This window comes from Geotalea daltonii FRC-32 (assembly GCF_000022265.1).
Lineage (GTDB): Bacteria > Desulfobacterota > Desulfuromonadia > Geobacterales > Geobacteraceae > Geotalea > Geotalea daltonii.
The window spans coordinates 2,231,689-2,250,408 of sequence record NC_011979.1 but is presented as its reverse complement, the minus strand read 5'-3'; the positions used below and the strand labels follow the sequence as shown (position 1 = coordinate 2,250,408).

The 18,720-nt window shown below is 53.5% G+C and carries 20 protein-coding genes; 19 read left to right on the top strand and 1 reads right to left on the bottom strand.

What is annotated here, in order from left to right:
- The first annotated feature begins 4 nt into the window (after positions 1-4).
- The 9 genes from pstB (at position 5) to GEOB_RS09955 (ending at position 8,025) form a co-directional block, all read left to right on the top strand.
- On the top strand, positions 5-763 hold the full coding sequence (gene pstB, locus GEOB_RS09990) for a phosphate ABC transporter ATP-binding protein PstB (RefSeq protein WP_012647094.1): 759 nt from the start codon (positions 5-7) through the stop codon (positions 761-763).
- 176 nt (positions 764-939) lie between these two features.
- Complete coding sequence (phoU, locus tag GEOB_RS09985) at positions 940-1,611, top strand: phosphate signaling complex protein PhoU (protein WP_012647093.1); 672 nt, start codon at positions 940-942, stop codon at positions 1,609-1,611.
- 300 nt (positions 1,612-1,911) lie between these two features.
- Positions 1,912-3,147 (top strand): HAF repeat-containing protein, encoded by a 1,236-nt coding sequence (locus GEOB_RS19335; protein WP_012647092.1) that lies wholly within the window; start codon positions 1,912-1,914, stop codon positions 3,145-3,147.
- 60 nt (positions 3,148-3,207) lie between these two features.
- Positions 3,208-4,416, top strand: a complete 1,209-nt coding sequence (locus tag GEOB_RS20430) for an HAF repeat-containing protein (protein ID WP_012647091.1) — start codon at positions 3,208-3,210, stop codon at positions 4,414-4,416.
- A 186-nt stretch (positions 4,417-4,602) separates the two neighbouring features.
- Entirely contained in the window at positions 4,603-4,737 is a 135-nt protein-coding gene (locus tag GEOB_RS20550; protein ID WP_268741651.1) for a hypothetical protein, read from the top strand.
- A 263-nt stretch (positions 4,738-5,000) separates the two neighbouring features.
- Positions 5,001-6,236: an HAF repeat-containing protein gene (locus GEOB_RS09970; protein ID WP_012647090.1), complete on the top strand. Its 1,236-nt coding sequence runs from the start codon at positions 5,001-5,003 to the stop codon at positions 6,234-6,236.
- A 479-nt stretch (positions 6,237-6,715) separates the two neighbouring features.
- Positions 6,716-7,288 carry a class I SAM-dependent methyltransferase gene (locus tag GEOB_RS09965; protein WP_012647089.1) on the top strand — a complete coding sequence of 191 codons (573 nt, stop codon included), beginning with the start codon at positions 6,716-6,718 and terminating at the stop codon, positions 7,286-7,288.
- 165 nt (positions 7,289-7,453) lie between these two features.
- Positions 7,454-7,708 (top strand): AbrB/MazE/SpoVT family DNA-binding domain-containing protein, encoded by a 255-nt coding sequence (locus GEOB_RS09960; protein WP_012647088.1) that lies wholly within the window; start codon positions 7,454-7,456, stop codon positions 7,706-7,708.
- Entirely contained in the window at positions 7,702-8,025 is a 324-nt protein-coding gene (locus tag GEOB_RS09955) for a type II toxin-antitoxin system PemK/MazF family toxin (protein WP_012647087.1), read from the top strand. The genes GEOB_RS09960 and GEOB_RS09955 overlap by 7 nt, the downstream gene beginning before the upstream one ends.
- Before the next feature lie 60 nt (positions 8,026-8,085).
- Here GEOB_RS09955 and GEOB_RS09950 read toward each other — a convergent pair whose 3' ends face one another.
- Complete coding sequence (locus tag GEOB_RS09950; protein ID WP_012647086.1) at positions 8,086-9,195, bottom strand: M20/M25/M40 family metallo-hydrolase; 1,110 nt, start codon at positions 9,193-9,195, stop codon at positions 8,086-8,088.
- A 188-nt stretch (positions 9,196-9,383) separates the two neighbouring features.
- On the opposite strand from GEOB_RS09950, the gene GEOB_RS09945 reads away from it, so the two are divergent.
- The 10 genes from GEOB_RS09945 to GEOB_RS09905 all read left to right on the top strand — a co-directional run bounded on the left by GEOB_RS09945 (position 9,384) and on the right by GEOB_RS09905 (position 18,696).
- Positions 9,384-9,566, top strand: coding sequence for a hypothetical protein (locus GEOB_RS09945; protein ID WP_012647085.1), 183 nt, complete (start codon positions 9,384-9,386; stop codon positions 9,564-9,566).
- Between the two features lie 444 nt (positions 9,567-10,010).
- A complete protein-coding gene (locus GEOB_RS09940; protein ID WP_012647084.1) occupies positions 10,011-10,691 on the top strand; it encodes a response regulator in 681 nt (226 codons plus the stop codon).
- A 98-nt stretch (positions 10,692-10,789) separates the two neighbouring features.
- Complete coding sequence (gene pstS, locus GEOB_RS09935) at positions 10,790-11,818, top strand: phosphate ABC transporter substrate-binding protein PstS (protein WP_012647083.1); 1,029 nt, start codon at positions 10,790-10,792, stop codon at positions 11,816-11,818.
- Between the two features lie 175 nt (positions 11,819-11,993).
- Positions 11,994-13,211 (top strand): SpoIIE family protein phosphatase, encoded by a 1,218-nt coding sequence (locus GEOB_RS09930; RefSeq protein ID WP_012647082.1) that lies wholly within the window; start codon positions 11,994-11,996, stop codon positions 13,209-13,211.
- Positions 13,198-14,160, top strand: a complete 963-nt coding sequence (locus GEOB_RS09925; RefSeq protein ID WP_012647081.1) for an ATP-binding protein — start codon at positions 13,198-13,200, stop codon at positions 14,158-14,160. The genes GEOB_RS09930 and GEOB_RS09925 overlap by 14 nt, the downstream gene beginning before the upstream one ends.
- Before the next feature lie 23 nt (positions 14,161-14,183).
- The gene (locus tag GEOB_RS09920) at positions 14,184-14,498 is read left to right on the top strand and encodes an STAS domain-containing protein (RefSeq protein ID WP_012647080.1); all 315 of its coding nucleotides are present in this window, start codon (positions 14,184-14,186) and stop codon (positions 14,496-14,498) included.
- A 19-nt stretch (positions 14,499-14,517) separates the two neighbouring features.
- Positions 14,518-14,664, top strand: a complete 147-nt coding sequence (locus GEOB_RS20300; protein ID WP_012647079.1) for a hypothetical protein — start codon at positions 14,518-14,520, stop codon at positions 14,662-14,664.
- Between the two features lie 28 nt (positions 14,665-14,692).
- Positions 14,693-15,967: an EAL domain-containing protein gene (locus GEOB_RS19330; protein WP_012647078.1), complete on the top strand. Its 1,275-nt coding sequence runs from the start codon at positions 14,693-14,695 to the stop codon at positions 15,965-15,967.
- 69 nt (positions 15,968-16,036) lie between these two features.
- Positions 16,037-17,119, top strand: a complete 1,083-nt coding sequence (locus tag GEOB_RS09910) for a hypothetical protein (RefSeq protein ID WP_012647077.1) — start codon at positions 16,037-16,039, stop codon at positions 17,117-17,119.
- Positions 17,120-17,121: 2 nt separating this feature from the next.
- Positions 17,122-18,696, top strand: a complete 1,575-nt coding sequence (locus GEOB_RS09905; protein ID WP_012647076.1) for a GH3 family domain-containing protein — start codon at positions 17,122-17,124, stop codon at positions 18,694-18,696.
- Positions 18,697-18,720 lie beyond the last annotated feature (24 nt).

Sequence of the window (18,720 nt, the reverse complement as noted above, 5' to 3'; positions counted from 1 at the left end):
TTCAATGCAAAACAAGGTAAAACTCGAACAACTGAATGTTCATTTCGGCGCTAACCATGCCGTGAAAAGCGTTTCCATGGAATTCCCCGAAAACAGCGTTACCGCCATCATCGGTCCGTCCGGTTGCGGCAAATCAACGGTATTGCGGGCCATCAACCGTATGCACGATCTGGTACCATCGGCCCAGGTAACCGGCAAGATACTTCTGGACGATACCGATATCTACGACAAGGGCGCCGACCCCGTCACCATCAGGCGGCGGGTGGGCATGGTCTTTCAGAAGCCCAACCCTTTTCCGGCAATGTCCATCTATGATAACGTCATAGCCGGTTACAAGCTGAACGGCAGGATCAACCGGGCTGAGGCTGACGGCATTGTCGAATCGTCACTGAAAAGGGTGGCCCTCTGGGATGAGGTGAAAGACCGCCTTAGAGGCAATGCCATGGAGCTTTCCGGCGGACAGCAGCAACGTCTCTGCATTGCCCGGACCATCGCCGTCAAGCCGGAAGTTATTCTCATGGATGAGCCCGCCTCGGCACTGGACCCGATCTCCACACTGAAGATCGAGGAACTGATCGAGGAACTGAAAGAGAAGTACACCATCATCATCGTCACCCACAACATGCAGCAGGCGGCCCGGGTTTCCGATTATACCGCCTTTTTCTACTTGGGAGAACTGGTGGAGGACGGCGAAACGCGTAAGATTTTCACCACGCCGGACAAGAAACAGACAGAGGATTACATTACCGGAAGGTTTGGTTAAAAAACGTTCGACGTTCGACGTTCGGGGTTAGAAGTTCGAGGTTAAGGCTACCCCCAAATATCGAACCTCTGAAATTCAAAGATTTACAACTTCGAACGTCGAACTGCGAACATCGAACTTTATTTAATCAACTTCGAACGTCGAACTTCGAACATCGAACTTTAAAGAGGATTTAAATGGAACGGGAACATTTCAGTAAACATTACGATGCGGAATTGAACGTCATCCGGGAAAAGCTCCTGGAAATGGGTGGTAAGGTGGAATCGATGATCTCCAACGCCATGAAATCGGTCGTGGAAAGGGATACTCCGCTGGCGGAGCAGACCATTGCCTTCGACCACCAGATAAATGGTCTGGAGATGGAGATCGACGAGAAATGCCTGGAGGTCCTTGCCCGTCGCCAGCCGGCTGCCCGCGATCTGCGCTTCATCACCCTGGCCCTGAAGATCGTCACAGATCTGGAGCGGATCGGCGACCAGTGCACCAACATCTGCAAAAGGGCACGGGAGCTGAATGCGGAGCCGCCGCTGAAGCCTTTCATCGACATGCCCCGCATGGCCCAGGCCGCGTCATTCATGGTCAAGGAATCGCTGGATGCCTTTGTCCGCGCCGATGCAGACTTGGCCATCAAGGTCTGCAAGGACGACCAGGTGGTGGACGACCTGAACGAACAGATCCAGCGGGAGCTCCTCACCTTCATGCTCTCGGACCCCGCCACCATCAGCCGGGCCATCAAGATCAACTACATGTCCAAATGCCTGGAACGCATCGCCGACCACGCCACCAATATCTCTGAAATGGTCATCTTCATGGTTAAAGGGAAGGACATCCGCCACACCATCGCCTGATATTTTCCTCGTCTTTCATTCTCCCGGTGCATCCCCTGATTAAAATTCAGGGGATGCTACATTATTTTCTTCCAATATAAACCATCCTGTACCACCTGCCTTTCCCCTTTGTTTACTGATCCATGGGTATGACCTGAATAATGCCCCAAAGCCGGCAGTGACCACTGCACCTGCTACGTGCAGAATTTTCTAATCATGCACGCAGCAGGTTGTGGCAGTGCGAGATAACTTTGCTATTTTGTTTCCAGCCGTCCCGCATGGATCAAAAGGAATGGACAACATCAAAAGGAGGAAAAAGACATGGTGGTCACAATGGAAGTCGAAAATCACGCAGTGCTCATGTTCTCCGGCAATTCAATGATGAGGGGGATGTTCAAAAAGGTGGTGACACAAGCGCTTCTATCTTCAGCACTGCTTTCTTTACTGTCTTTCAATGCTCTTTGCTGGGGTGGGGATGGCGGCGATGGGGTTACTGCTTCGAGCGGGATTAAAGGAATAACTATTACGGATCTGGGAACACTCAGCGGATATACGAGTGGCGCCGTCGGCATTAACGAAAAAGGTCAGGTGATGGGTCGAGGTAGTACATCTTTGTGGGAGGACCATTGCTTCTTTTGGGAGAACGGGGTGATGACCGACCTGGGAACGCTTGGTGGGAATTATTGTGAGCCAACTTCCATCAATAACAAAGGACAGGTGGTCGGCACAAGCGTGACATCCTCGCATGCCTACCGCGCTTTCATATGGCAGGACGGAGCCATGACCGACCTGGGGACGCTCGGGGGCGGGTATAGCAGCGCTTATGCCATCAACAAGAGCGGACAGGTGGTTGGCGACAGTGGTACTGCTACAGGTGCTTCGCACGCCTTCATCTGGCAGAATGGAATGATGACCGACCTTGGAACGCTGGGTGGAGATCGGAGCCTTGCTATCGGCATCAATGATAAGGGTCAGGTCATCGGCTATAGCACATCCTCCTCGGGAGGACAGCATGCCTTCATCTGGCAGAACGGTGTCATGACCGACCTGGGAACCCTCGGGGGGGACTATAGCATCGCTTATGCCATCAACAAGAGCGGACAGGTGGTTGGCCATAGTTATACTTCCACAGGGGCCATGCATGCCTTCATTTGGCAGAAGGGGGTGATGACCGACCTTGGAACGCTGGGTGGAAATTGGAGCCATGCTTATGGCATAAATAACAAGGGTCAGGTCATAGGCGTTGGTGCAACCTCCACGGGTTCCCAGCATGGCTTCATCTGGCAGGATGGGGTCATGACCGATCTTGGTACCCTTGCCGGAGTTGAAAGCGGAGCATTCGATGTGAACGATAAGGGACAGGTGGTGGGTTACAGTACGGCGGGTTTCGGCCAAACCAAAGGCTTCCTCTGGCAGAATGGCGTAATGACCGACCTGGGCACGTTGGGCGGGGCCGGCTGGGCCGTAGACATAAACAATCATGGCCAGGCGGTGGGCTTCAGCCAGACAAGCCAGGGATCTATGGAGAGCCATGCTGTTCTCTGGACCATCAAATAGCCGCAGCATCATCGAACGAAGCTACCCACGTAAAGGTAACACCTACAAGGAGGAAACAACATGAACTACCCAAAGGAAGAGGGAAATGGCTCAGCATTAATGTTCTCCGCATGCTCAAAGATCAAGAGAGCGTTCAGAATTTTAGCACTACTTTCTTTTCTGTCTTTTAACGCTGTTTGCTGGGCTGGGGATGGCAATGATGAAGTTGCTGCTTCGAGCGGGATTAAGGGGATAACTATTACTGATCTTGGAACACTCGGCGGAGATCGGAGTTCAGCCGGCGGCATCAACGAAAAGGGGCAGGTGATGGGTCAAAGTAGTACGTCTTCGGGGGCGGCTCATTGCTTCATTTGGGAGAACGGGGTAATGACCGACTTGGGGACGCTGGGTGGGGATTATTGTGAGCCAGTCGCTATCAATGACAAAGGACAGGTCGTGGGCACAAGCGTGACATCCTCGTGGGTCCCGCTTGCTTTCATATGGCAGGACGGCGTTATGACCGACCTCGGAAGTCTCGGGGGAGGATATAGCCACGCTTCTGCCATCAACAAGAACGGACAGGTGGTTGGCTATAGTTGGACTTCTACAGCGGCCATGCATGCATTCATCTGGCAGAACGGAGTGATGACCGACCTTGGAACGCTAGGTGGAGATTGGAGCACTGCTGTCGGCATCAATGATAAGGGGCAGGTCATAGGCTATAGATCATCCTCATCGGGAGGTGAGCAGGCCTTCATCTGGCAGGACGGCGTCATGACCGACCTGGGAACACTCGGAGGGAGATCTAGCATCGCTTATGCCATCAACAAGAACGGACAGGTGGTTGGCTATAGTAATACTACAGGAGCCATGCATGCCTTTATCTGGCAGAAGGGGGTGATGACCGATCTGGGGACGTTGGGTGGAAGTTGGAGCATTGCTAGCGGCATCAATGAAAAGGGGCAGGTCATAGGCGATAGCGCATCCTCCACGGGTTCCCAGCATAGCTTCATCTGGAAGAACGGCGTCATGACCGACCTGGGGACGCTTGCCGGAGATCTAATCGGAGCGTTCGATGTGAACGATAAGGGACAGGTGGTGGGCTACAGTACGGCAAGTTACGGCTCGACCAAGGCCTTCATTTGGCAGAACGGCGTAATGACCGACTTGGGCACGCTGAGCGGGGACAGCTGGGCCGTGAGCATTAACAATCATGGACAGGCGGTTGGTCACAGCCAGACCAGCCCGGGGTCGTTAGCGAGGCATGCCGTTCTCTGGAGCATTAAGTAAGACGCAGGGAAAACAGAGGGACCAATAGTGCCAGGCTAGCAGCAGAGTTGTAACTGCAAGCTTGGCACTGCTTTTCCCATAAAAATGATTCAGTTGGTCGACTACCTGAACGAGCAGATCCAGCTGGAGCTTTCACTTTCATGCTCTCGGCCCCCAAGACAATCAGCCACGCATAAGATGAGCTACATGTCCAAGTGCCTGGAGTGCATCACCGACCACGCCACCAAAGTAGCCGAGACGGTCATTTACATAGTCAGGGCAAGAATATCCACCACACCATTGTCTGATATTCCCTGCCTTGATCCCCGATGCATCCCCTGATTAAAATTCAGGGGATGCACTATTATTTTCTTTAATAGAACCTGTCACATACTACCAGCTTTTCCCCCTCCTTTTCCCGATCCATGGGCAGTCCGCGAACAATAGTCCAGTGGCGACAGTGACCCCTGCACCTGCTACATGTAGAAATTTCTAATAATGCACGCAGTGGGTAGTGGCAGTGCATGCTAATTTTGGTACCGTTTTTCTATAAACAAAGCGCGGCCCAAAAGGATGGGACAAACATCAAAAAGGAGGAAAAAGACATGGTGGTCTCAAAGGAAGAGGGACATCACTCGGTTTTCAAATTCTCCGGGCATCCAAAGAAGAAGGGCATGTTTAAAAACTTGGTGATACAAGCGTTTTTACCTTTAGCACTGCTTTCTTTGCTGCCTTCCAACGCCCTTTGCTGTAATGGGGATGGCAGTGAAGAAGGTGCTGCTTCGAGCAAAATTAAAGGGATAACGATTACGGACCTCGGAACACTGGGCGGCAATCCGAGTGCTGCCGGCGGCATCAACGAAAAGGGGCAGGTGTTTGGTCAAAGCAGTACATCTTTGGGGGAGTCTCATTGCTTTATCTGGCAGAACGGCGTAATGACCGACCTGGGGACGCTGGGTGGAGATTATTGTGAGCCACTGGCCAACAATGACAAGGGACAGGTGGTGGGCACAAGCCTGACATCCTCAGGTGCCGTGGATGCTTTCATATGGCAGGACGGCGCCATGACAGGCCTGGGAAATCTGGGTGGGGGGTATAGCTACGGTTTGGCCATCAACAAGAAAGGCCAGGTGGTTGGCTATAGTGGCACTTCTGCAGGGACCGCTCATGCCTTCATCTGGCAGAAAGGGAAGATGAAAGACTTGGGAACACTGGGTGGAAATAAGAGCATTGCTCTCGACGTCAACGATAAGGGGCAGGTCATAGGCTCTAGCACACTATCCTCGGGAGGTGAGCATGCCTTCATCTGGCAGGACGGCGTCATGACCGACCTGGGAACCCTCGGCGGGGGATCCAGCTACGCTTATGCCATCAACAAAAAAGGCCAGGTGGTCGGCTATAGTTATACGTCTACAGGGGCCAGACATGCCTTCATCTGGCAGAAAGGAAAGATGACGGACCTTGGTACGCTGGGTGGAAATTGGAGTACTGCTTCCGGCATCAACGATAAGGGGCAGGTCATAGGCGACAGCGCATCCTCAACGGGTTCCCAGCATGGCTTCATCTGGAATGATGGGGTCATGACCGACCTTGGGACTCTTGACGGAGGTGAAAGCGGAGCGTTCCATGTGAACGATAAGGGACAGGTGGTAGGTTACAGTACGGGAACTTTAGGCACGACAAAGGCCTTCGTTTGGCAGAAAGGCGTAATGACAGACTTGGGCACACTGGGCGGGAACAGCTTCGCCGTGGACATCAACGATCATGGGCAGGCGGTGGGTCGCAGCCAACTCAGCCAGGGGTCAATCGCAAGGCATGCCGTTCTCTGGAAGATCAAATAATCGCAGGAAACCAGAGGAACCCAATATTGCCGGGCCTGCAGTTAGAGTCGTAATTCCAAAAGTGCAAGCCTGGCACTGCCTCTAAGAGTGAAATCGACGGCTGAAATGCTCTAGGAAGGACGTACCACGGCCGGGTCATCAGCACCCGGCCGTTTTGTTTTAACCCTCCCCTTCCTTTTCCTTTCGGAGGCCAATATTTTTAATTTTCCAATTGAGATGACCACATTTTTGGTGTAGTGATGGTGGCAGCCTTGTTTGCCATAAGTGAAATCGGCGGCGCCGATATGCATGTACGACGAAAGAAGCTGAGGTCGGTGCAAAATGCTCAGTTGTAGGCATTCCTTGATGCCCTAAAATGAGGTAACCCAAAGCCAGAGGAATTAAGCATTGTGTCCGTAATTCCCCGGAAACCTGGTCGTCCCCAGAAGAAAATGGGTGTCGATCGCCCATAGCGGAAAAATCCATAACAAGGAGAAAATATGAGTAAAAAACCGGTTGCTGCCGGAAAGAGCAGCTTCGACCTGATCGACACCACCGAATTCTTTTCCCGGATACCCCTCGCCCCGGGCATCGAGGTGCTGGATGTGGCCTGCGGAGTGGGACGGTACAGCATGGAAATGGCAAAGCTGTTGGATCAACGGGGAATGATTCATGCCGTGGACATGTGGGAAGAGGGGATCGAGCTCCTTAAGGAATCGATCCGGCAACAGGGGATACGGAATATCAAGCCGGTCAGGGCCGATATAACCAAGCGCATTCCCCTTGATGACGGGTCCATCGACTTCTGCCTCATGGCCACGATCCTTCACGACCTGTCACCGGCAGGGCAGGACGAAACGCTGAAGGAGATCAAAAGGGTTCTCAAGAATGATGGCGTGCTTGCCGTGATAGAATTCAAGAAAATAGATAAAGGGCCCGGACCTCCGGTAAGCATACGTCTGTCCGAACAGGAAGCTGAAGAGACTCTCCGAAAACACGGTTTTCTCAAGACATACCTGGGAGAGATCGGCGAATTCAATTATCTGCTGACTCTCCAAAAAGGAGGAGCATAAAGGGAACAAACCTGCACATTTGTTGGCGGATGCTGTTGCCCTCGCTCCCACCGATGCTGCAAAACCACAACCCCGTTTATCAGAGAGCCTCAAAAAATTATTGACCTCCGAAGAAAAGTAATTACAATGTGCATACGGATCTTTTTTTTCGAAGAGGAAATGCCCATGCGCACAAACATAATTCGAATAGGAAATTCTCAGGGGATTCGGATTCCCAAGATTCTTCTTGAGCAAAGCAATCTGGGGACCGAAGTAGACCTGGAAGTGGAAGACGAGAAGATCATCATTCGCTCAGCTTCCCACCCAAGGCAGGGGTGGGCCGATGCATTCAGGCTGATGTCTGAAAGCGGTGACGACAAGATGGTCGATGAGAATTTGAGCGGGCAGTCTGAATGGGACCGGGATGAATGGGAATGGTAGTCAAACGTTTCGATGTTTATCTGGTCAACCTTGACCCGACTGTCGGTAGTGAAATCCGCAAGGCACGACCATGCCTCATTATCTCGCCCGACGAAATGAATCGGTATATCGCCACGGTCATCGTTGCGCCGATGACGACCAAAGGCAGAGATTACCCCACACGAGTGACCTGCACATTCAAGGGCAAGGATGGACAAGTGGTGCTCGATCAAATCAGGACCGTCGATAAGACTCGGCTGATTCAGAGACTCGGTAAAATCCCTAAACCGACCCAGGAAGAGGTTTTGACGATTCTTTCTGAACTGTTTGCCCCGTAAAATGGACCTGGGCAAGTTACTTTCTTTTCAGTGTTACCACCCTAAGCCCCATGAGCATTTTCACCCCCCCGAAACAATCGCAACCACCCACCGGCCCAGCAAATCCAGCTGTTCCAGGGCTATCCGCTCCCCGGTGGTATGGACCTTCTCATAGCCGCAGCTTAGAACCACCGCCGGAATACCCCGGTTGTTGAAATGGTTGGCGTCCGAGCCGCCGCCGGTGGGCTTGAACCGGACCGGCACGCCGATCCGTCCGGCAGCTTCGGCGGCACGTCGCACCGGCTCCGCATCCTGCTCCAGCCGGTAGGATGGATAACAGCGCTGGACATCGACCTCCACGCTACCCCCCATTTCAGCGGCAGCATTTTCCATTGCCTCCACCATCACTTCCACCTGGGCCTGCAGCTTGGCCGGGTCCAGGGAGCGGGCCTCGGCCTGCAGACTGCAGCGGTCGCAGACGATGTTGGTCGGACCTGCAGCCTGGATGCTGCCGATGTTGGCGGTGGTTTCCGGGTCGATGCGCAGCAGTTTCATGCGGGTTATGGCCAGGGCGGCCATCTGGATTGCCGATATACCCTCTTCGGGGGCAAAACCGGCATGGGCGCTCCGGCCATGGAAAACGGCATTGATCTTCGCCTGCTCGGGGGCCTGGACAACGATCTCGCCCACCGGACCGCCGGCATCGAGGACGAAACCGCAGCGGGAGGTTATCCGGCTGCTCTCCAGGTGGGCGGAACCGGTCAGGGCCAGCTCTTCGGCTACGGTAAAGAGAACCTCCAGGGTGGGATGGGGAATGTTCTGCCCACGGATTACCGTCACCCCTTCGATTATCGCCGCCAAGCCTGCTGCATCGTCGGCACCGAGCACGGTAGTGCCGTCGCTGACAATGTAATTGCCCTCAATGCGGGGCTTTACCCTCACACCCGGTGCCACCCGGTCCATGTGGCAGGAAAAGAGCAGCGGAGCCCCAGGTTTGGTGCCTTCGAGACGGGCGATCAGATTGCCTGCATTACCGCCGATCCTGGTGCCGGTGTCGTCCTCGGTCACGCTGAAGCCCAATTCCTTCAGTATCGCCGTAAGCCGGTCGGCCATGGGACGCTCGTTTTTCGGTTCGGAGTCGATGCTGCACAATTCCATGAACGTGGCATACAACCGCTGTCTGTCGATCATTTAAGCCCTCCATTGTATTGCCTACCTATCTACCATGCCATATTTATCCCCGTCCACAACAAAAAAACCTTTGCAACATGCCGTAACGAATAAACAAAAGATTTCATCACCGGTTGCAAAGGGATTTTCTCCTGGTAGAATTAGCAATTATTGTCGAACTCAAGTTAATTTACCCAGGAGGAAAAGCGATGAAAGTTGATGAAGTCAAGGAAATAGCCAAACAGCGCGGCATCAAAGCCGGCAAGTTGAATAAGACCGATCTGATCAAGACCATCCAGGATACCGAAGGAAACGACCCCTGCTTTGCCAGCGGCAAGGCTTCGGAATGTGGTCAGGAAAGCTGCCTCTGGCGGCAGGACTGCCCGAAATAAAGCCGCACCCGTCGATCCTCTACCGAACTAGACCAGATTATTCCATTTGCGGGCGGATGCCTTGCCGCCAATAGCGACAGGGCATCCGCCCGTCTCCCATCCGATCCCGCCCAAACAAATACCTCCCCTTGCCAATCTGCTGAAACGCTCAGGATATTAACTAGTTTCCATCCGGAAAGGGTTCTTTTCTGCCCTGGCGGCATCAATCTGCGGGCTTACTTGTGCGACGTACCGATGTACGTCTCCGCGCAAGCCCTTGATTTCCCTGCCAGAACAAAAAATCCCCTCTTTCCGAATCGGAAACCACTAGTTTCTCATCCGGAGTTTCCGGATGGAAACTAACTCCTATCACCTTCTTTTTACAGATCTGTAACATGAATGCAACCTGAACCCCGTAGCATGGTCACCAATCGATCGGCAGGCTATTAAGGAAAGAACGGAACGATGCATACGATACTGGTAATCGAGGATGAAAGGGACCTGGCGGAACTGATTGCCTTCAACCTGGAAAAGGAAGGGCACCGGCCGCTTATTGCCCTCGATGGGCTTGTCGGCCTCGAAGCAGCGCGCAAGAATCCGCCCGACCTTATTCTGCTTGACCTGATGCTTCCCGGCATGGCAGGCACAGAGATCTGCAAAATCCTGAAGGGCAATGGGAAAACCGCCTCCATACCGGTTATCATGCTGACCGCCAAGGGGGAGGAGATAGACCGTGTCGTCGGTTTCGAAGTGGGTGCCGATGATTATATTGTCAAACCCTTCTCCACAAGGGAACTCATGTTGCGGGTAAAGGCACTGCTGCGTCGGACACTACCGGAACAGCCACGGAAAAAGGTCTTCAGTGTCGGGCCGGTCTCCATCGACACGGAACGTCATCTGGTAACCGTTGCCGATAAAGAGATCCTCCTCACCACTATAGAGTACAAACTGCTTCTGGATCTGGCGGAGCGGGCCGGCAGGGTTCAAAGCAGAGACATCCTGCTGCAGAACGTCTGGGGCTACAATTATGTGGGGGACAGCAGAACCGTCGACACCCATGTGACGCGACTGCGAACCAAGCTGGGGTCTGCCGGGGACATGATCAAGACCGTGCGTGGCTTCGGCTATAAGATCGAGGAAGAATAGAATATCCACCCAATCTTTGCCCTTCAGTAACAACGCTGTAACAAAAGCAGTTCACTATAACCAGAATAAAAGCAACATCCACAAAAAGGAGGAAACAAATGTCGGTATTTTTTCGCAAAAAACTTGCAGCAGCGCTGCTCCTGGCGCTGACCGCCACTGGCGGGGCGGCTTCGGCCGAAACACTCATCAACGGCGCCGGGGCGACCTTCCCCTACCCCCTCTATTCAAAATGGTTCACCGAATATGCCAAGGTCGATCCGTCGGTCAAATTCAACTACCAGTCCATCGGCAGCGGCGGCGGCATCAAACAGATCACCGCCCAGACCGTCGATTTCGGCGCTTCCGACAAATTTTTGAGCGATAGCGACCTGAAGGCCGCTCCAGGTAAGCTGCTCCACATCCCAACGGTAATGGGTGCGGTGGTCGTCACCTACAACATTCCCGGCGTAGCAAAAGGCTTGAAGCTCTCCTCCGAAGATGTGGCCGATATCTTCCTGGGCAAGATCACCAAATGGAACGATCCGAAGATCTCCAATGACAACCCGGGCGTCAATCTCCCCAACCAACCGATCATTGTTGTTCACCGCTCCGACGGCAGCGGCACCACCAGCATCTTCACCGACTACCTCTCGTCTGTAAGCCAGGAATGGTCCGGCAAAGTGGGCAAGGGAAGCTCGGTAAAATGGCCGGTAGGTCTTGGCGGCAAGGGTAACGAAGGGGTCGCCGGACAGGTCAAAACCACCCAGTACACCATCGGCTACGTTGAACTGGCCTATGCCGTGGAAAACAAGCTGCCCTATGCAAGCCTCAAGAACAAGAGCGGCGTCTTCGTCGAGCCGACCATCAAATCCACCAGCGCCGCCGCTGCCGGCGCCGCCAAATCCATGCCCGCCGATTACCGCGTCTCCCTGGTCAACCAGCCGGGCAAAGACTCCTACCCCGTTGTCGGCTTCACCTGGTTGCTCGTTTACCAGGATCAGAAGGACAAGGCCAAAGGGAAGAAGCTGGTCGAGTTCCTCAACTGGGAACTGAAGCACGGCCAGAAGATGGCAGAGAAGATTCTCTATGCGCCCCTTCCGGCCAATGTGGCAAAGATGGTGGAAAAGACCATCAAGACCATCAAATAAAACCTATCCATCATGGGCATCCGGAAAGGGCACACGACAGTGTGCCCTTTCTTTGTTCCAGTCTTTCCAATCAGAAATTATCATCCTTCATTGAACATTTATCCGCCTGTAACATCATCTTAACGCTTCGCTCCTATGATAGGTACAAAGTTAATGAGAGAGAGGCGGATGAACGATGACATACTGCCAGCATATCATTCCAACGTTAGGTGAAATTCTCAAGAAACAGGAACCGATCTCCCCCCAATTACCGGTATCGGAGGTAGTGGAGATTTTCCAGAAAAACCCATCGCTGCTGGCCCTGCCCATATTAGCGGAAGGGACATTTACCGGCATTATCAGCCGGAGAGCTCTTTTTTACAACCATCTGGGGCGTCCATTCGCCATGGAACTCTTTGGCAAAAAACCGATCATGGTTCTTCAAGAAGAAGACTGCATGACAATGGAAGCGGACCTGGACGTGAATGGGGCACTTTCGCGATTACTGGACTTTGATCCGTCCCTTGAGACAGATTGCTTCGTAATCACTGAAGCACAGCGGTACGCGGGGATGGTTTCCGTATCGGATCTGATGATGACCATCTCTATGACACAGGCATCACTGGTTCAAACACTGGAAAGTCTCGGCGAACGTATTCAGAGTGAGGTAAAAAAAGCTGGTGAAATACAGCAGGCACTGCTTCCCGTTTCCGAATTCAGCTTCGAGGGATTGACCGTCAGCGGAGAAATAACCACTTCCTCGGAAATAGGCGGAGACTATTTCGATTATTTTCAGCTGGATAAAGACAGAATCGGTTTGCTGGTCGCCGACGTCAGCGGCCATGGTGTCCAATCGGGCATGGTCACTACCGCGGCCAAAGCGAGCCTGAATTGCCTTATTTCCCAAGGGGTTGACACCCCTGCCGGATTATTGTTCGGCATGAACAATGCCATTCTGGCCACCGCCCGCCAGACACTGCTCATGACCTGCCTCATAGCCGTCATAGACACCAAAAACGGCAAGGTTACCTTTGCCAATGCCGGCCATAATTTTCCCTATATCCACCGGTCCGGTTCAGGTTTGCTCATGATGCTGGACAGCGTCTCCGGCTTTCCCCTGGGGTTCGAAGAAAATAACAGCTATGGAGAGTGTTTAACCTCTTTCGAATATGGCGACACCATGCTGCTGTATTCCGACGGCATTGTGGAATGTACCGACCGGGCTGGCGAGGAATTCGGTTATGAACGCCTGTCAGCATCCCTGGCGAAAAATATCCATTTAAAGCCCAGCGTATTGAAAAGAAAACTGCTGCGGGAGGCAGAGCTTTTCACCGGCAGCGAATCGTTCCCCGATGACGTGACTATTTTCATCGCCTCTTCGACATTTAAAGGAGCCCCCCATGCAGCAGAATAAAACCATTCTCGCGCTTTTCGCCGACAATGCCGATGCTGAGGCCATGAGCAGCTGTTTCTTCCATGTCCCCGAAGTTATCAGCGTCATAGCCGACCGCTTTCTCAAAGTAACCCTGGGCGAAATTGCCTCTGCCCGGATAGATCCCGGACTGGCAGTGATCTCAAGTGCTCTCTATCCGGGGAAAAGGCCACAGCTGGTGGAAGAACTGCGCGGTTACTTCCCAGGGCTGGAGATACTGGTCCTTGCGCCGGCATCAATGCCGCCTCATTCACTGGAAAGGTTCATGCTCGACCAGGTGCGGCATCTGATCATAGAAAATCGGCAGGAAAAGGCAGCGACCGGCGATGGAGATCAGCCCCTGTCCGTCGCCATTGGTAATCTCATCTTAAAAAGGCAGTGGCACCTTGGCCAATATGTGAAAAGGGGGACAGAAATTCAAGAATTCCAACTCTCATTTTCGGAAGAGAAGGAACAGATCATCAAGGCACTTGAGGATTCCATCGTCGGAGACTCGATGGAATACGAGATGCTCCGCCAAAAGGGTGCGCTGCTGGCGGATGAAATGCTGGAAAATGCTTTCTACGGCGCTCCCAAGAGTGATGACGGTATGAAAATCTTCCGCAAGGGGGAAAGAAGACAGATTCTGCCGGACGAGGGTATAGTTTTCCGCTTCGCCTTTGATGGGGAAACCCTGGCCATGGAAATTAAAGACGGCTGGGGCAGCCTCGGCGCCGACATGGTGCTTGAATATCTGGCAAAAAATTCGGCGGACATGGGAGCGGCAGATGATGCAGGTGGAAGAGGACTTTTCATCATCTGGCGTTTCCTGGATCATTTCCATGTTTGCGTAAATCCGGGCAAAGAGACTTTGATCGGCGGACATCTTAAAAAGTCATCACAGATCCCGCCGGAAACCATACATGGCTTTCACATAACAACCACCGGTTGAACAAAAAAGGAGGAGAAAGAACAATGGATGCATCATTCAAGATCGTGCCCCACCCCAAGGTGCTGTGCAATTATTTCTCACTGGCAGGAAATATAGACGCCCAGGCCGAGACGCAGCTCATGGCGCTGCCGGCAAAGGTGAACCAGCAACTGGTAAAATTCGACTTCGGCAATGCAGGGCGGATAAACTCCATGGGCATAGCCCTGCTTCTGCGTTGCTTCAAACGTATCAAAGAGGAGAAGCGGGCAGAGATACAAGTGTTGCAAGTTAACGCAACCAACACCATGCTCTTCAAGATGACCGGCATTTTTCTGCTGGCGGCAGCAGCCAAAGACTGAGGCCTTAAAAGGAGGAACTGTGAAATCATTTATTTTCAGATTTCTTGGTGTGGATTTTTCGGAACTGGACCGGCAGATAGACAAGCTGAGGGAGCTGCGGGATTCCTACCGCGAAGCCAACATCCGCCACTACGGCAGCGAACTGGCTGCACTGCTCAATGATTGACGACCTGGCCAAAAGCCAAGGAGGACCCATGAACAATCTGCAACTGAAACCCCTTTACCTTGCCCCGGACCAGCGGCGCATTCCCAGGCTGGAAAACTCCTTCTCCGACTGCAGCTACCTGTTTCTGAAATTCAAGGAACATCTTAAAAGAAGCGGTCATGCGGCCATTGTCGCCCTCAAATTCGTAGAACCGGTTCATGCAAAGATTGGCAAGTCCATTGCCCTTTTTATCAGAACCATGGACAGAAAGCTGTCAGGTCGCATCGAAGGGGGATACAAAGCCAGCGAAGGAGAATTTTTCCTGCTCATCGTGCCGGACAGGGATTACCGTGAAAGTGATTTTCAAGGGGACCTGGCAACCATCCGCCACGAGCTGTGCCGTTATTTCTCCCTGCCGCACATGAGCAGGAACTTTAGCGAGAGACGGGCAGAAGATCTGTTCACCATCTACGGTGTATTTCTTGCCAATAATAGCGGGGAAAACGCAGACAACACCTTGTTTCGCGCATTCCAGCAGCTGTTCAGCGGCTCTACGTCCATAAGTCCGGTACATCTCCATGAGCGACAGGAAATTGAAGATATTATCTCCGGTGGCTTGATAACTCCTGTCTTTCAACCCATCTTTTCCCTGGGTGAAGGCACCGTCCATGGCTACGAAGCACTGAGCCGCGTCGGCAGACCCAGCCCCTTTTCCGATCCGGAATTGCTCTTTGCCAAGTCCGCTGAACATGGACTTACCTTTCAGCTGGAAATGCTCTGCCGCAGGAATGCGCTGATCCGGTCAAAGGAGTTGGGCATCTCCGAACGACTTTTCCTCAACGTCTGCCCGAGCCTCCTCCAGGCCAACGATCACGAACGGGGCGTCACCGCTGCACTCCTTGAAGAACTGGGCATCGAGCGATCGAACATCACCTTTGAGCTTACGGAACGGACACTGATCGAAGATTATGGCCTCTTCAACCGGGTCCTTTCCTATTACCGGGAACAGGGCTATTCCATTGCCATAGACGACCTGGGTTCCGGTTATGCCGGCCTGAAAATGCTCGCCCAGCTGGAGCCGGAATACGTGAAGCTGGCCCGTTTCCTGGTCAGTGACATCGACACCTCGGCAACCAGGCAGGCTTTGGTGGAGGCGCTGGTGACCTTTTGCGGCAAGATAGGAGCAAAGGTCATCGCCGAGGGCATAGAACGCAAGGAGGAATTAGACCTCCTTACGCAAATGGGGGTATCTTTCGGCCAGGGATACCTGCTGGCAAGACCTTCCAACGCACCTGTCTCCTGCAGTTCCATTCTCCACAGATAATTTCCCGAACCGCAACACGTCCGTAACCATTCCCGTTCATAATGGTGCAAACCCCTAGGGAGGAACATTATGAACGGATCAGTCATCCCCTTTGTCCGGAAAAATTTCACCAGGCATCCCGCCCTGCTGGGAGCGGTGACAACTGCCACCGGTTTGCTCCGGCACATGGCTCTAAAGCCCTTCACCCCACGGAACCGGCGACGGGAATTCCAGCTCAGGGACAGCGTTGCCAGCATCCTTGCCAATCGTTCTCAAATCTTCAAGGAAAAGGGATATGGCAGCACCCCCACCATCGTTATCGGCGGTTTCGTCCCCGACGCCACCGAGCTGGTCGAATTCCAGCGGGATCTCTTCAGGCAATACGGCAGCATTTATTATATGAACTATCCGCGCAACGGGTTCACGTCAGAATTATTCTTTGCCCAGCTGGCCGATCTCATCGAAGATATAAACAACCACGGCAACAAGCCGGTCATCTTCAGCGTCAGTTTCGGCTCGGGCCTTCTGGCACGGTTTCTCCAGGAATGGATGGAACCCGAAAAACTTGGCATCAAAGGCATAGTGATGGCCAGCCCGGTGCTCTGCACCGAGGACCTGATCAGGCCGGAACGGGATAAATCAGGCGGCGTCCGGATGCTTGAGATCAATCTGAAACGGATTCTCAAGGCCGATCCATCCGCCGAAGAAGACGTAAACAGGCAGATTGACCGCGCCCGCCGCTGTTTCAAGGCACTCTTCGAAGCAGGTGCGGAAAACCGGCAGTTATCCGGCCGGCACCTGACCATCAGGAAAAAAATCATGGATGTCATTGAGAGGACTTCGGCTGCCGGGGGCTACCAGCGGGTATTGGCGCTCAAAGGATTTTCCAGGCCCCTCCCCCATCGGCCCATTTTCAACGGCCCGGCATTGACACTTCTGGCTGAACAGGAAGGCGACCTGCTAGTCCCGACTTCGCCAACCATGGCAGCACTGCGTACCCCCGATACATGCAGACAACTGTTCCCACGGGGCAAGGTACGGGTTGTCTGTTCCGGTTCTGCAGGAGATAGCGTCGCCCATGCCTCGCTCATATTTCACCATTTGCACTATAATCCCATCATAAAGGCCTGGTATGACAAGCTGGTTGCGCCAGTGCTGTTTGCGGTGGTCTAGATATGGAAATTTCCAGCTACCTTGCTAATCCCATTTTTGATAAAATTCTCAAATCCGGAGCCTCCATAGCGGCGAGGAAATTCCTCAAACGCGATCCTGTGGCAGCCCAGGAAAAAATATTTTCCCACCTGCTTGTTCGCGGCAGTAAAGCCCGCTTCGGCATGGACTACGGGTTTACGGAACTTACACGCCTTCCCTTTGCCCAGGCTTATCCCCTTTATCGGGAGAGGGTCCCGATCAGAACCTATGACGATTTCCGCAAAGACTATCTGGCCAAGGGCTGGCAGGTGCAGGAAGGGCGACGGCAACTGCTGCTGAAAGACCAGACCTGGCCGGGAAAGATTCCCTTTTTCTGCGAAACCTCCGGCACCACCGCGCCGAGCAAGTATGTTCCCTTTTCCATGGAGATGTTTGCCGCCAACCGGCGGGCAGCCCTGGACCTGACGGCCATGTACCTGCATCAGAACCGGGACAGCCGCCTCTTCAGTGGGAAACTGCTCTACATGGCCGGCAATACCCAGCTGAATGACATGGGGAATGGCATCAAAAGCGGCGACATGAGCGCCATCACCCTGAGCCATCCCCCTTTATATCTTAATCCGTTCATAGCACCCGACGCAGCCACCGCCGCCCTCCCCTGGGAAGAGAAACTGGAGCGCCTGGCCCACCTGCTTCTCAGGGACAGGAACATCAGGGCCATCTCCGGCGTCCCCCCATGGATTCTGCTCCTATTGAAGCGTTGTACAGAGCTGGGAAAGGCGCCGCTCCCAAGCTTGCTGCCAAACCTGGAGCTGATCATTCATGGCGGTACCAGCATTTCCCCCTACCGGCACGAATTTGCCGACCTGTTCCAGGAACACCCTCCCCACTTCCTGGAGGTTCTGCCATCCTCGGAAGCCTTCATGGCCTTCCAGGTGCACGGCGACCCCCAAATGCGGCTGGCCCCATACTACGGTGCCTTTTTTGAATTTGTTCCCTTCGAACATCTGAATGACCGCGGCATCCCGCCGGCCGATGTGGCTGCAGTACCGTTGGCAGAAATAGAAACAGGCCGGCGCTATGCCGTAATACTTTCCACCTGTGCCGGCCTCTGGCGCTACCACATCGGCGATACCATCCGCTTCACTGCTCGCGATCCCTTGTTCATTGAATTCACCGGCCGTGACAAATTCCTCGACCGCTTTGAAGAGAAGGTGACCCAAGGGGAAGTTGAAGCTGCCGTCGCCGGACTTAACGGCCATTCAGGAGCGGACATCCGCGAATTCATGGTCGGCCCTCAAATTGCGGAGAGACGCCACCTTTGGGTATTGGCGGTTGGGAATGGAAATGTGAGCGGCATTAACCTGGCAGACCGGCTTGACAAGGCATTGACCGCCCAAAACGACGACTATGCCACCTTTCGCAGTCAAGGCAGGATCAAGGAGCCGGTCGTTATCCAGGTTGAGGCAGGACTGATCTATCGGTGGTCGAAAGAGGTGCGGGGCAAGCTCGGCGGCCAAAGCAAGATTCCCCATATTGACCCGACGCTGGAGGGAGAACTGGTGAGGAGCCTGGTCGAGTTCAGCAAGCAGGGCTGATCGCGAAGAAATTGCATTAAAAAA

Coding starts and splice junctions, on each gene's coding strand:
- GEOB_RS09925 (WP_012647081.1), top strand. CDS start 13,198: ATGCAGCAGAATAAAACCATTCTCGCGCTTTTCGCCGACAATGCCGAT.
- GEOB_RS19330 (WP_012647078.1), top strand. CDS start 14,693: ATGAACAATCTGCAACTGAAACCCCTTTACCTTGCCCCGGACCAGCGG.
- pstS (WP_012647083.1), top strand. CDS start 10,790: ATGTCGGTATTTTTTCGCAAAAAACTTGCAGCAGCGCTGCTCCTGGCG.
- GEOB_RS09930 (WP_012647082.1), top strand. CDS start 11,994: ATGACATACTGCCAGCATATCATTCCAACGTTAGGTGAAATTCTCAAG.
- GEOB_RS09950 (WP_012647086.1), bottom strand. CDS start 9,195: ATGATCGACAGACAGCGGTTGTATGCCACGTTCATGGAATTGTGCAGC.
- GEOB_RS20550 (WP_268741651.1), top strand. CDS start 4,603: ATGTCCAAGTGCCTGGAGTGCATCACCGACCACGCCACCAAAGTAGCC.
- GEOB_RS09945 (WP_012647085.1), top strand. CDS start 9,384: ATGAAAGTTGATGAAGTCAAGGAAATAGCCAAACAGCGCGGCATCAAA.
- phoU (WP_012647093.1), top strand. CDS start 940: ATGGAACGGGAACATTTCAGTAAACATTACGATGCGGAATTGAACGTC.
- GEOB_RS09970 (WP_012647090.1), top strand. CDS start 5,001: ATGGTGGTCTCAAAGGAAGAGGGACATCACTCGGTTTTCAAATTCTCC.
- GEOB_RS09965 (WP_012647089.1), top strand. CDS start 6,716: ATGAGTAAAAAACCGGTTGCTGCCGGAAAGAGCAGCTTCGACCTGATC.
- GEOB_RS20430 (WP_012647091.1), top strand. CDS start 3,208: ATGAACTACCCAAAGGAAGAGGGAAATGGCTCAGCATTAATGTTCTCC.
- GEOB_RS09955 (WP_012647087.1), top strand. CDS start 7,702: ATGGTAGTCAAACGTTTCGATGTTTATCTGGTCAACCTTGACCCGACT.
- pstB (WP_012647094.1), top strand. CDS start 5: ATGCAAAACAAGGTAAAACTCGAACAACTGAATGTTCATTTCGGCGCT.
- GEOB_RS19335 (WP_012647092.1), top strand. CDS start 1,912: ATGGTGGTCACAATGGAAGTCGAAAATCACGCAGTGCTCATGTTCTCC.
- GEOB_RS09960 (WP_012647088.1), top strand. CDS start 7,454: ATGCGCACAAACATAATTCGAATAGGAAATTCTCAGGGGATTCGGATT.
- GEOB_RS09910 (WP_012647077.1), top strand. CDS start 16,037: ATGAACGGATCAGTCATCCCCTTTGTCCGGAAAAATTTCACCAGGCAT.
- GEOB_RS09920 (WP_012647080.1), top strand. CDS start 14,184: ATGGATGCATCATTCAAGATCGTGCCCCACCCCAAGGTGCTGTGCAAT.
- GEOB_RS09905 (WP_012647076.1), top strand. CDS start 17,122: ATGGAAATTTCCAGCTACCTTGCTAATCCCATTTTTGATAAAATTCTC.
- GEOB_RS09940 (WP_012647084.1), top strand. CDS start 10,011: ATGCATACGATACTGGTAATCGAGGATGAAAGGGACCTGGCGGAACTG.